This is a genomic window from Mesorhizobium sp. WSM3859 (assembly GCF_002295065.1).
In the GTDB taxonomy this organism is placed as follows: domain Bacteria; phylum Pseudomonadota; class Alphaproteobacteria; order Rhizobiales; family Rhizobiaceae; genus Mesorhizobium.
Genome location: NZ_NSGG01000024.1, coordinates 1 through 11,930, shown reverse-complemented (window position 1 = coordinate 11,930; position 11,930 = coordinate 1). Strand labels below are relative to the sequence as shown.

Here is an 11,930-nt window from a genome sequence, read left to right as displayed (position 1 = left end):
ACAATGACCAAAGAGAGCGTGTCAAAGACCTTCGTCTTCTACGTCGTGCCCGAATTCACCATGCTTGCGTTCACGTCCGCGATCGAAGCGTTGCGTTTGGCGAATGCGGTCATGGGGGAAGACGTCTATCGATGGCGGATCGTCAGCGTTGACGGTAACCCCGTGCGATCCAGTTGCGGACTGTGGGTCTCACCTGATCGCTCTGTTGCTGAAGAGCGCTCGAGCACCCCAGGGGAGCGGCCGAATATGATCGTGGTCTGCACCGGCTGGCACGTCGAGCGTACGGTGGACAAATCTGTCGCGGGGTGGCTGCGCCAAAGCCGGAATTTCGGCATTCCCGTGGCGGGGATCTGTACAGGCGCCTACATCCTCGCGAATGCCGGAATGTTGGCTGGGAGGCGTTGCACCATCCACTGGGAGAACCTTCCGATCTTCAGAGAGACGTTTCCGTCTGTCATTATCGGCAGTGGCCTGATCGAAAGCGACGACAACATCCATACCTGCGTTGGCGGGACCGCCTCCTTCGACATGATGCTCCACTTTATCGAAAAGGACTGCGGCCGACGGGTGGCGCTGGCGATATGCGAACAGGCAATTGTCGACCGCATAAGGGAGCCGTCTGAACGGCAGCCCAGTCCGTTGAGAACATTGGGCAGCGTCAACCCGCTCGTGTTATCGGCCGTTCAGTTCATGGAAGACAGTATCGCGGATCAGACCGATATCACGGCGGTGGCGAGGCACATCAAGCTTTCCCGCAGGCAGATGGAGCGTCTTTTCGCCAGAGAGCTCGCGATATCTCCCTCCCGCTACTTTCTCGAGCTTCGGCTGGATCGAGCACGGCTGATGCTCCTGCAATCAAGCATGGCCATCATCGACGTGGCCGTTGCGTGCGGCTTTGTCTCGGGGTCCCATTTCGCCAAGTGCTACAAAGCATTCCACGGCGTATCCCCACAGCGGATGCGGACGCAGCGTCCAAGAAGTGCCTACATTCCTTCTCTCGGACGAGTTGGATCGCGCGCATCTTTGGGACGGATGGTATGACTGAGCACATTGTCGGGCCGGAGCGCACCGGCCTACAGGCGGCAATAGATCCGCGATGGTCGTTGTCTGCTCGGTTGACGTCGATCGCGCCGTCAACCGCAACCGGCCTGTAACGTACTCGACACACAGCAGAAGAGGAGGCTGGCTCCATGGCAACCATAGTCGGCATCAGCGGCAATTTCAGCCGTCCTTCGAAGACCCGCAGCTTGGTGGAGACGATTGTCGACACGGCCGCGAGAGAACTGAATTGGGATTCCCGGGTCTTCGATCTGGTGGACGCCGGACCTTCGCTTGGCGCCACCTTCGGCAGGAAACAGGCGCCGCGCGAAATCGACGAAATTTGGACGGCTATCGAAACATGTGATGCGCTCGTGGTCGGCTCACCGGTGTACAAGGCATCCTACACAGGCCTGCTGAAACATCTCTTCGATGTGCTGGACATGAACGCTCTTCGCGAGCGTCCGGTTCTGGTCGCCGCGACCGCCAAGGCGCCGAGCCACGAACTGATGATCGACCACCAGTTTCGACCGCTGTTTGCCTTCTTTCGGGCGAACGTGGTGGCCGGGTCCGTTTATGCCCTGGACCACGATTTCGGGCCGGAGAATGAACCGACGGAGGGACTGCGTCAGCGGATCGCGACGGCCGTGGGAACGCTTGTCGCCGCGGTGCGCTGAGTTCGAATGCGAGTGCGGCTTGGCTTAGAGCAATTCCAGGAAAAGTGTGAGCGGTTTTCCGTTCGGAATTGCGTAAAAACAAAGAGATAGGGCGTTTCGCCGTTTCCGTGAAACGGCGAAACGCACTAGCCTTCATGGAGTCCGCCAATCGCCTTGACCTCGAGGAATGCCTCGAAACCGAATTCCCCGCATTCGCGGCCGTTGCCCGACTGCTTGAAGCCTCCGAACGGCGCGGACGCATCCCAAGTCGGGTGGTTGATCATAACCTGTCCGGCGCGAAGCTTCGAGGCGACGCGTTTGGCCGCGCCGAGATCCTTCGACTGCAGATAAGCGGCAAGGCCGTAGGGCGTGTCGTTGGTGATCTCGATCGCCTCATCGACGCTGTCATAGGGGATGAGGCTGACGACCGGGCCGAACATCTCCTCCCGGGCCACCGTCATTTCGGCCGTGACATGACCGAATACGGTAGGTTTCACGAAAAATCCCCGGTTTAGCGACGACGGCCTACCAGGCCCTCCGGTGACGAGGATAGCGCCTTCCTGGACCGCGGATTCGATCAGTGAATTGAGGCGCTCGAACTGCCGCTCATTCATCACCGGCCCGAGCATCGTAGCTTCGTCGTTGACGTCGCCGATAACCACGGATTCGGCCGCCTGTTTGGCGATCCCGACCGCCTCCTCGTGCAGTTGCCGAGGAACCAGCATCCGTGTCGGCGCAGTGCATGACTGGCCTGCGTTGCGATAAGCGCCCCTTTATTACGGCCGGCTCCAGGTCGACATCCGCCATCAGGATGTTGGCGGAGTTTCCGCCGAGTTCCTGGTGGACGCGCTTGACGGTGTCAGCGGCGTTTTTCGCGACTTGAACGCCAGCACGGGTAGACCCCGTGAATGACACCATGTCGACATCCGGATGGCTCGACAGCGCTTCGCCGACCGTTGCCCCGTCGCCGTTGATCAGATTGAAGACGCCGGGCGGCACGCCGGCATCGTGGAGCACTTCGGCGAACAGCATCGGGCTGATCGGTGCGTACTCACTGGGCTTCAGCACGACCGTGCACCCGCTCGCCAGCGCCGGCATGACTTTCGTGACGATCTGGAGCACCGGGAAGTTCCATGGCGTGATAAGGGCACAGACGCCGACCGGTTCAAACGCCAGCATTGTCCGGCCAGCCAGCCGCTCGAATTCATAGTGTTCGAGAATGCGAATGGTGTCGGCGATATGCGCCCTCGATCCGGCGATCTGGGCCTGCCGCGCAAATGTGATCGGCGCGCCCATCTCGAGTGTCGTCAGCCGCGCAAACTCCTCGGCACGCTCATCGAACAGCGCAAGCACGCGCCGAAGCATTTCCAGGCGCTCCTCGCGCGTCGAACAGCCATACGTGCCGAAGGCTTTCCGGGCAGCCAGCACCGCGGCATTCACGTCCTGCGCGGTGCCCATTGCAATACTCCCGGCCGGTTCTTCCGTAGCCGGGTTGATGACGACCCTCTGTGGCCTGTCTCTCGCCGGAACGAAGCGGCCGTCGATGTAGAAGTGGTCGAGATGTTTCAAGATGTCCGTGCCTCTTTGATTGCCCCTGCGGCCTGGCCACCAGTGCGGGCCTGCGGGCCGGCATGTCGCGGGACCAGTGCCTTGAAGACGTCCTGCATTTTTATCAAGCCAGCCGGAACACCGTCCCTGACGACGACGAAGGTCTTGCTGAGATCGCCCTGCGAACGCGCCATCACCGTTTCGAGATTGTCGTCCACATCGACCTGCCCCGACGTGCCGGACTCGACGATGATACCTGGCACCATGACGGACTCGGCGCGGAGCACGCGTGCGCGATTGATGTCGTTCACGAACTTCTCAATGTAAGCATCGGCTGGATTGAGGATGATGCTCTGTGGCTCGCCTTGCTGGACGACGACGCCATCTTTCAGGATTACCAGGTGATCCGCGATCCTGAGCGCTTCGTCCAGGTCGTGGGTGATGAAGACGATGGTCTTGGACAACTCCGCCTGAAGTTCGAGCAGAAGGCTCTGCATGTCCGTCCGCATCAGCGGATCAAGCGCCGAAAACGCCTCGTCCATGAGCATGACATCGGAATTGGAGGCCAGCGCTCTCGCGATACCCACGCGCTGCTGCATGCCGCCGGAGAGTTGGTGCGGATAGTGGTTCTCGAACCCCTTGAGGCCGAGCCGCTCCAGCCATCTGATCGCGTTATGATTGGCATCCGCTTCGCTGTCGCCCCTGACGCGTTGCGCCATCTCGACGTTCTGGAGCGCGCGCATATGCGGCATCAGGGCGAAGCTCTGGAACACCATCGACATCCGAAACCGGCGCAGCTCGCGGAGCGCCGCGCCGGTGAGGCCCGCCACATTGACACCATCGAGGAGGATTTCGCCGGCGGTGGGCTTGATGAGGCCATTCAGATGGCGGATCAACGTCGACTTTCCCGAACCGGAAAGGCCCATGATCACGGTGATGTCGCCGCTGCGCATGTCGACGTTTATGTCCTGAAGTCCGATGACATGGTTGTGCTTCCCCAGCAGCTCGGCCTTGCTCATGCCGGCCTGGACCTTGGACACCATGGACCGCGGGTCAGGGCCAAAGATCTTGTACAGGTTCCGGATGGAAATCTTCGGTTGCTCGGTCAACGGCTTTCTCCTCGCGGCTGGAGTGTTCCATTGACGCGCGCCATCGAGGCCTTGCTCACCCTGTCGAAATTGATGGCCAAGAGCACGATGCCGAGGCCCGCGACCAATCCGACGCCTAGTTCGAGGTTGTTGATGCCGCGCAGGACGAGGACGCCCAGTCCCGGAGCCGACACCAGAGATGCGATGACGACCATCGAAAGCGCCATCATGATTGTTTGATTGACGCCGGCCATTATGCTCGGAAGCGCCAGCGGCATCTCCACCTTCGCCAGCTTCTGCCAACTGTCCATGCCAAAGGCATCCGCGGCTTCGCCGACATTGCCGTCGACCATACGGATGCCGAGGTTCGTGAGCCGGATTACCGGAACGACGGCATAAAGAATGATGGCAATCCCGTAAAGCTTCGACTCGGTGACCGAGAAGAGGAAGATCAGCGGAATGAGGTAAACGAAGGACGGAAGCGTCTGCAGCATATCGAGGACGGGCAGCGAAAGCCTCTCGAACCGGTTGCTCTTCGCCATGAGTATGCCGATTGGTATGCCAATCAGGATGCAGATGAACGTGCAGGTGAAGACGATTGCCATCGTCTGCAGCGCGTAATGAAGATGGTCGATGAAGCCAAAGAGCAACAAAGTCGCGGCGACCAGGACCAGGATGGACCAGGACCGGGACACGAAATAAACGAGCAGCAGAAGCACGATCACCAGCGCCCACCACGGAACGACTTCGACCACCCTGAGTGAGAAATCCAGCAGCCATGACAGTGGCTGCGTCAGCGGATCGAGCACCGTCTTCAACGCCACCCGCACATGGAGGAAGCTGTTCTCGATGCCGGCAGTGAAGTCCCTGGTGCGCGGCACGGCGCGACAAGCATCATGCAGCGCGTCGAGCGATGGGAACGGGACGCTCTCTGGAGCCTGCCCGTCCGCGGCTTCCTTGCTCTTCTTGAGCAATTCGGCCATGCTCATCGGACCTGTGGAGTCCGAGGCATCGCACCACCCGCGAAGTCCGAGTTGATTGAATAGTCCGTCGTAATAAGCCATGAGGCGCCTTCAGTCTGGCATCGGATTGGCGCAACGCAACGCCATCTCGAAAGCCAGGATCCACAACAACGGCAATGGGTTCGCGGACAGTGTCCGTCCGCGAACCCAAAACGTTACTTCACGATGGCGGTGACCTTCGCCTTGGCGTCGTCGGACAGCCAATTCGGCCAGACGTCCTTGTACTTCGTCAGAAAATACACGGCCGTCTCGTCGGCGGTTGCTTTCTTGTCCTCCTGCCAGGCAAGAAGCTCGTTCATGATCTGGTTGGTGAAGCTCACCTTGCTCATGAGCGCGACCAGCTCGGGGTTCTTGTCATAGAAGGGCTTCGACATCGTGGTCAAAACCGTGGCCTTCGGCCACCCGGTCTTGCCAGGGGTTGGGCAATTGGCCGTGGCGTTGCACTTTGCCTTGTCCTTGTCGACCGGCCCCATGTCGACCTCTACCATTTTATACTTTCCGAGGACTCCCGTAGGCGCCCAGTAGTAACCAAACCAGGGCTCCTTCGCCGTGTAGGCCGCCGCTATCGAAGCCGCCAGCGTCTCGCCGGAACCATGGTTGAAAACCTCGATCCCGTGTTTCTCGATTTCGAAGGCTTTGATGAGGTTATCATTCGAGGTGCGACAACCCCAACCGACAGGGCAGTTGTTGAACCGGCCGCCGACGAGCTTGGGGTTGGCCAGGATACCGTCAAGCGTCTTCAATTCGGGATGGGCTTCGGCGAGATAATCTGGAATCAGCCACGCATCGACGCCACCGTCGGACAGAACGTCGCCGACCTTGACGATCTTGCCCTCCTTCTCGAGCTTGTAATAGATATCCGCGACACCGGGCCAGACTTCGGTCAGGATGTCGGGCTGTCCTGTCTCGGCAAGCGAGGTGAGCGCCGGGACCGTGGAGGTCGGCACCTTCTTCACCGTGCAGCCGTAGCCCTGCTCCATCAGGAAGCTCGAGACGGCAGTGACCACGGCGGCCGAGGCCCAGTTCATTTCGGTGATCGTCACCGTTCCGCACGCGGCGCTGGCTGGCGATGCGCCTGCCAGAAAGCTCGCGCCGATCATGCCGACTGCTGCAAGAAGAGATTTCATGTCATTCCCCTTTGGCGAAGTTATGCCTGACCAATCGCGGCGAGCTCGATTGCTGCTGCGTCCTTGCGGCGCGCGATCGGGTCTTTTTTCGGCTTATTAAGCAGAAGGCAGATTACGGCCCGGCAGCCGATTGGCAAGTTGCTTAATTCCTACGCAATGGGTAAGCTGGGCTTTATGCAAAAACTTCGCCACAAGCTGCCGCCGCCCAATCTTCTAATCACCTTCGAGGCCGCTGGACGTCAGCTTAGCTTTACCAAAGCGGCGTCGGAACTGAATGTTTCGCGTGTCGCGGTCAGCCAGCAGATTCATGCCCTGGAGCGATTTCTCGGTGTGCCGCTGTTCGAGCGGCTGCAACGCTCGGTTCGGTTGACGAGGACAGGAGAGAGGTATCACCGCGCCATCTCTGAGGTCCTTGAGCGAGCGCTGCGCGCGACGCTCGAAATCAGCCGGCGCGCCGACACCAACGTCGTCAATGTTGGCGCCACGCCGGGTTTCATGACCTATTGGCTATCACCGAGACTCGGTGAGTTCAGGGCGATCCACCCCGACATCGAACTGAGGTTTATCGTCTCAGACAGCAACTTGCAGTTCGAGGACAATATGGACCTCGCGATCCGATACGGTTCCCCGCCGTTTGATGACGCCGAGACGACATTCCTCGTTCGGCAAGAAATAAGTCCTACCTGCGCCAATACATTTCTTCCCGCGGGCACGATGCTCGAGCCGTCAGAACTCCTGACCTATCCCCTCATTCACCTGGAAGGCCCATATGATGAACATACCAGGTGGTCGACATGGCTACGGGTTCACGGCCTCGATCTGGCACGAGCGAAGGCCGGAATAACCGTGAATTCCTATACGAACCTGGTTCAGGCCGCGCTCGAAGGTCAGGGATTTGCCTTGATCGGCCCGCCGCTGGTTCAGAGATTCCTCGCGAACGGGACGCTCATTCAACCCGTCAATGCCAGGCCCGTGGTCCGTCATGCTTTTCACCTCCTGCTTCCCCGGCTATCAATCCCTTCCGCTGCCGCCCAGGCCTTCGCGGATTGGATCAAAGGTTCCTTCCCTGCGAAGAAGGCAGGCATTGAGGGGACGATTGAAATGGAGTGAGGGTAACGACAGTAGGAGCTACCTCCCGCTGCGAAGCAGCTCGCGCAACCACGCCTGCGACGCCGTCGCCCACTATGTCCGCTTTGAGGAAGCTGCAAAGCAGATCCCAACGGCTGACAATAGGCGCAAAGCGGCCGCTCGCGTCGTGGAAAACACAGGTCGGCTTCGAGTCAGACTTTCCCGTTCCTCAGTCAGCGCCGAGACAGGCCTATCAGGCCGAACACCGTAGAACCCAGTGGGGGAAAGGCGGTAGCGCGCTCTACTGACTCGAACGCCATATCCTAGGCGGGTGGTATGTTCAGGTTATGATGGAAGATGTTGTTGGGATCATAGCGCGTTTTCAACTGCCGCAGCCTTGCGAGGTTTTGACCATAGGCGGCCAACGCTGCCGCGCCGGCGTCCTCGTCTGCCCCCAAATAATTTGCATAGCGACGCTTGCCAGCAAAGGGCTCGAGGGCATCGAAGCTGGCGCGCGCCCAAGCGATGGTGCGGTCCGCAGAGGCGTTGTCCATCCATTGGCCAAGCACGAGCGTGTTGAAGCCAATATCACGGAGCGCGAAGGAGGTGGATCCTACCGGAACGCGCGACGCAAAGCCGTGGAAACCTTCCAGCAAGATCGAGCTTGTTGGAACCGGGCAGCGCTCATATGCGATCACGAGGGCCTCGACAGCATCGTCGTCAAGGCGCGGAAGGAACGTGGACTTCCAGTAGTTGAATGCGCCGGAAGGGAAGCCCGCGTCCAGCATTCCATTAAGGTCCACATAGGGTATCGGCCCTAACGCATCCACCGCTACGGTACCAAAGCTCCGGATTTGGCGTCCAACTATCTCGGCATCTTCGGGTGAGCCGATATGACAGGAAACGATGGCAACGATCGGGGTGCCCGACCCGTCTGGCGCTGTAGTTAAGCCGGCGACGATCATAAGGTCGTCCGAGGCATTTTCAGCGAGGTCCCGGAACCCGCGGAGGACTTGTCTCGCCTCTCGGAATGGAAAGGCAACGATCCCTCCGAACACGACTGGGCCGACGGAATGCAGGCGGAACTCGAAGGAAGCGGCAACGCCGAAGTTGCCACCGCCGCCACGGAGCGCCCAGAACAGATCGGGATTTGCGTCCGCGCTCGCCGTCACCACAGAACCGTCTGCGAGCACCAGATCGACGGAAATCAGATTGTCCAGCGCCATCCCGTATTTCGGCATAAGCCATCCAAGGCCGCCGCCGAGGGTAAGTCCCGCAACACCAGTACTTCCAATCACCCCTCCAGTGGTCGCAAGACCATGTAACTGTGTCTCTCTATTTAACTCCCTCCAAGTCACCCCGCCCTCGACTACGGCCGTCCGGGCGGCAGCATTCACGTGAACTCCTTTCATCAAGGAGAGGTCGATCATAAGGCCATTGTCGACCACCGCACGCCCAGCGACGTTGTGGCCGCCGCCGCGTACGCAAATCTCTAGACCGGTCGCTTGGGCGTAACGGACAGCATCCACGATATCGGCAATACCTCGACAACGAGCAATGACTGCGGGGCGTCGGTCGACGAGGCCATTGTGTATCCTCCTTACCTCATCAAAAGTGGGCGCGCCGGGCTGGAGAACTGATCCGAGAAAATTGCGAGCAAGTTCTGTTTGGACTTCCATGACGCTTCCCCTCCTGTCAGGCGACCGCACCGCCGCGGAAGCCACGGTGAAACCGGCGCAGAAAGCGAACGGTCCGAACGGTTCTACGTCGGAATTTATTAGCCAAGGGGATCATGATCCTGGCGACGATCCGATGCAACAGCTGACGTTGCCGCTGGATCCTAATGCCCGAAACGCGCGGGCCAGCCATCAATCCGAAAAGGTCGGTAGCGTCGCCGGACTACATCATCTGGAAGACGGGAAGAAATTCAAATCGTTGAAAAGGCATCTCGCGGTACATTACGGGCTCACTCCAGACGAGTCGAGAGAAGTGGGGATTGAAGCCAGACTACCCAATGGTTGCGCCGAACTATGCGGCCCAAAGATCTACGCTTGCGAAGGCGGCGGGGCTCGGACGCAGGCGGCCGACCATCTCGAGGTCATAGTCGGTCCAGCTCTCCAGTTCGCTGACCGTATGAGCGGCGAAGAATTCGGGAGTGCAGCGCTTTTCAGTGGCCTCCCAGGCCACCGCCTTGCCGCCATTCTCGCAATATTCAAAGGAGGAGGTGTGTTTCGGATCCGGCCAGGCGCAACCGGGACAGTCAAAGCCCTCCGGCTGGTTCATGCGCATCAGCGTCGTGGCGCCCTTGATCGGGATTTCCTGTTCGACGAGGTGCGCGCCGAGCGCTTTCAGTGCTCCCCAACCCCCGGCAGGTTCGTTGTACCGGCGAATACGCTTCTTACTGGACATGAGTGCCTCCGCGAAAGCCATTATCCATTCTCCGAAGGCAGAGGTCACAAGTTCGAATCTTGTCGGGTGCGCCATTTAAAGCCGGGCAACCCACCTTATTGCCTGCGACGCCTGCCCGACGAAGCCAGATAACCCAGCGCAAGCATCATAGCGGCCACCGCGATTCCGGCGCTGATCACGCCTGCGGGCGTTATCCTGGCACTGCCTTGCAAGGTGACATGCTTACCCAAACGCAGGTCAAAAACCGACTTGATTTCCTCAGGATGTGAGTGAACGGCGGCCGAAGGTTCTTCTTCCTGGACAACTGGCATTTGGGCCTCCGGTTCGAATGTTCCGCCGCTCGCACAGCGGCCGGCGATTAGCGTTGACATTTATGCCCGACCGAATGTGCGTTCAGTGGTGAGTGCTAAGAATTGACAGGTGCCAAAATAACATGGCACTGCCCAGTTTCATCCCCCTCCGGCGTGCCCAATGTCAGGCGGTTCAATATAGTTTTCTGGACAGCCAAAGCCTCACCCCAGCACTTCCCCTATCGCCGCCGCCAGCCTCTCCACCCCATCCCGCGTCTGCGCGGCATCACACGCCGCATAGCCCAGCACCAGCCCTTGGGTCGGCGCGGTGTTCTGGAAATATTTCGACAGCGGCGAGACGTTGATGGCTCGCTTCGCCGCGGCCTGGCTGACCTTGATGTCGTCTATGCCGTCCCTCAGATAGCCCACCACCTGGATGCCGGCCTCGGCGGGGGAAAGCGTGATTTCGTCGCGCAGGCGCTCGGTGACGATGTCGCGGAAGAGCTGGCGGCGCTGAGCGTAGATGCGGCGCATGCGCTTCAGGTGCCGGCTCATATGGCCTTCGGTGATGAAATCGGCGAGCGCGGCCTGCAGCAGCAGCGGCGCGAACTGGCCGGTGGTGGAGAGCGCGTTGACGATGCGGCCGGCGAGTTCCGGCGGCAGCACCATGAAGCCGAGGCGCAGCGCCGGGAACAAAAGCTTGGCGAAGGTACCGACATAGATGACGCGACCGGAGCGGTCCATGCTCTGGATCGCCGGCACGGGGCGGCCCTGAAAACGGTATTCGCCGTCGAAATCGTCCTCGATCACCCAGGCGTTCGCGGTCTCGGCGATGTCGAGCAGGCGCAGCCGCTCCTCCATGCGCATGGTGATGCCGAGCGGATGCTGGCAGGCGGGCGTCACATAGATGAGGCGGGGCGAGAAAACAGGCGCATCGAGCCGCCAGCCGCGCTCCTGGTCGACCGCAATCGGCAGGATCCTTGCGCCGGCCACGGTGAAGGCTGCCTTGGCGCCGTAATAGCCGGGCTCCTCCATCCAGACCGTGTCGTCGGGGTCGAGCAGCAGGCGGGCGAGAAGATCGAAGGCGGCCTGCGCGCCGGTGGTGACGACGATCTGCTCCGGTCGGCAGCGCACGCCGCGCGCGGAGAAGAGATAGCCGGCGATCGCGTCCTTCAGCGCCGGATGGCCGGTGACGTCATAGGTGCCGAACAGCGTCTCGCCGCCATGGCTGGCGCGGCGCGCCACCAGCCGGCCCCAGACGCCGAAGGGAAAGCTCTGCGCATCGGGCATGCCGGGGTGGAAGGCGACATGCCCCGGCCTGCCGTGATGATAGGGCTGGCTGAGCAACTGCTGGCCGCGCAGCGAGGGTGATCGCAGCGGCACCGGCGGTTCCTCGCGCGGCGACTCGCGCGGGCCTTCAGGCAGGTCGACGATCACCGGGCGGGCGCCCTGGCGGTTGGCGAGATAGCCTTCGGTGACGAGCTGGTCGTAAGCGGCGACGATGGTGTTGCGGCCAAGGCCGAGCTCGGCGGCCAGGGCGCGGGTGGAAGGGAGCTCCGAGCCGGGCGGAAGCGCGCGGCTCCGGATGATGGCGACGAGGCCGTGATAGAGCTGGCGCGACAGATGCTCGGGGCTGGCGCGGTTCACGGTGAGCGTGTCGAGGGGGAAGGGCTGGGGTTTGGGG

General features: G+C 60.7%; 11 protein-coding genes and 2 pseudogenes. 4 read left to right on the top strand and 9 right to left on the bottom strand.

What is annotated here, in order from left to right; translation table 11 throughout:
• Positions 1–3: 3 nt before the first annotated feature.
• Positions 4–1,041, top strand: a complete 1,038-nt coding sequence (locus tag CK230_RS30830) for a GlxA family transcriptional regulator (protein ID WP_095820602.1) — start codon at positions 4–6, stop codon at positions 1,039–1,041.
• A 149-nt stretch (positions 1,042–1,190) separates the two neighbouring features.
• The gene (locus CK230_RS30825; RefSeq protein WP_095820553.1) at positions 1,191–1,715 is read left to right on the top strand and encodes an NAD(P)H-dependent oxidoreductase; all 525 of its coding nucleotides are present in this window, start codon (positions 1,191–1,193) and stop codon (positions 1,713–1,715) included.
• 125 nt (positions 1,716–1,840) lie between these two features.
• Here CK230_RS30825 and CK230_RS34145 read toward each other — a convergent pair whose 3' ends face one another.
• The 5 genes from CK230_RS34145 to CK230_RS30805 form a co-directional block, all read right to left on the bottom strand.
• On the bottom strand, positions 1,841–2,419 hold the full coding sequence (locus CK230_RS34145) for an aldehyde dehydrogenase family protein (protein WP_348629180.1): 579 nt from the start codon (positions 2,417–2,419) through the stop codon (positions 1,841–1,843).
• Entirely contained in the window at positions 2,301–3,263 is a 963-nt protein-coding gene (locus CK230_RS30820; RefSeq protein WP_348629179.1) for an aldehyde dehydrogenase family protein, read from the bottom strand. Before CK230_RS30820 ends, CK230_RS34145 begins: the two co-directional genes overlap by 119 nt.
• On the bottom strand, positions 3,260–4,351 hold the full coding sequence (locus CK230_RS30815; RefSeq protein ID WP_095820552.1) for an ATP-binding cassette domain-containing protein: 1,092 nt from the start codon (positions 4,349–4,351) through the stop codon (positions 3,260–3,262). The genes CK230_RS30820 and CK230_RS30815 overlap by 4 nt, the downstream gene beginning before the upstream one ends.
• A complete protein-coding gene (locus tag CK230_RS30810; RefSeq protein ID WP_245430124.1) occupies positions 4,348–5,313 on the bottom strand; it encodes an ABC transporter permease subunit in 966 nt (321 codons plus the stop codon). The genes CK230_RS30815 and CK230_RS30810 overlap by 4 nt, the downstream gene beginning before the upstream one ends.
• A 194-nt stretch (positions 5,314–5,507) precedes the next feature.
• Complete coding sequence (locus tag CK230_RS30805) at positions 5,508–6,479, bottom strand: ABC transporter substrate-binding protein (protein WP_095820550.1); 972 nt, start codon at positions 6,477–6,479, stop codon at positions 5,508–5,510.
• Positions 6,480–6,617: 138 nt separating this feature from the next.
• On the opposite strand from CK230_RS30805, the gene CK230_RS30800 reads away from it, so the two are divergent.
• Complete coding sequence (locus tag CK230_RS30800; RefSeq protein ID WP_095820601.1) at positions 6,618–7,589, top strand: LysR substrate-binding domain-containing protein; 972 nt, start codon at positions 6,618–6,620, stop codon at positions 7,587–7,589.
• Positions 7,590–7,870: 281 nt separating this feature from the next.
• Here CK230_RS30800 and CK230_RS30795 read toward each other — a convergent pair whose 3' ends face one another.
• A complete protein-coding gene (locus CK230_RS30795; RefSeq protein ID WP_141246163.1) occupies positions 7,871–9,226 on the bottom strand; it encodes an FAD-binding oxidoreductase in 1,356 nt (451 codons plus the stop codon).
• Positions 9,227–9,455: 229 nt separating this feature from the next.
• Between CK230_RS30795 and CK230_RS30790 the strand changes: the two are divergent.
• A pseudogene (locus CK230_RS30790) lies at positions 9,456–9,651 on the top strand (MucR family transcriptional regulator); the annotation flags it as partial.
• On the opposite strand, the pseudogene CK230_RS30785 reads toward CK230_RS30790, so the two are convergent.
• The 3 genes and pseudogenes from CK230_RS30785 to CK230_RS30775 all read right to left on the bottom strand — a co-directional run.
• Positions 9,624–9,956, bottom strand: a pseudogene (locus CK230_RS30785) (formate dehydrogenase); the annotation flags it as partial. The pseudogenes CK230_RS30790 and CK230_RS30785 overlap by 28 nt on opposite strands.
• A gap of 95 nt (positions 9,957–10,051) precedes the next feature.
• A complete protein-coding gene (locus tag CK230_RS30780) occupies positions 10,052–10,267 on the bottom strand; it encodes a hypothetical protein (protein ID WP_095820600.1) in 216 nt (71 codons plus the stop codon).
• Positions 10,268–10,468: 201 nt separating this feature from the next.
• Positions 10,469–11,930: PLP-dependent aminotransferase family protein (locus CK230_RS30775; protein ID WP_141246162.1), on the bottom strand; the 1,462-nt coding region annotated here is incomplete at its 5' end.

Coding starts and splice junctions, on each gene's coding strand:
- CK230_RS34145 (WP_348629180.1), bottom strand. CDS start 2,419: ATGCTGGTTCCTCGGCAACTGCACGAGGAGGCGGTCGGGATCGCCAAA.
- CK230_RS30825 (WP_095820553.1), top strand. CDS start 1,191: ATGGCAACCATAGTCGGCATCAGCGGCAATTTCAGCCGTCCTTCGAAG.
- CK230_RS30810 (WP_245430124.1), bottom strand. CDS start 5,313: ATGGCCGAATTGCTCAAGAAGAGCAAGGAAGCCGCGGACGGGCAGGCT.
- CK230_RS30830 (WP_095820602.1), top strand. CDS start 4: ATGACCAAAGAGAGCGTGTCAAAGACCTTCGTCTTCTACGTCGTGCCC.
- CK230_RS30805 (WP_095820550.1), bottom strand. CDS start 6,479: ATGAAATCTCTTCTTGCAGCAGTCGGCATGATCGGCGCGAGCTTTCTG.
- CK230_RS30795 (WP_141246163.1), bottom strand. CDS start 9,226: ATGGAAGTCCAAACAGAACTTGCTCGCAATTTTCTCGGATCAGTTCTC.
- CK230_RS30780 (WP_095820600.1), bottom strand. CDS start 10,267: ATGCCAGTTGTCCAGGAAGAAGAACCTTCGGCCGCCGTTCACTCACAT.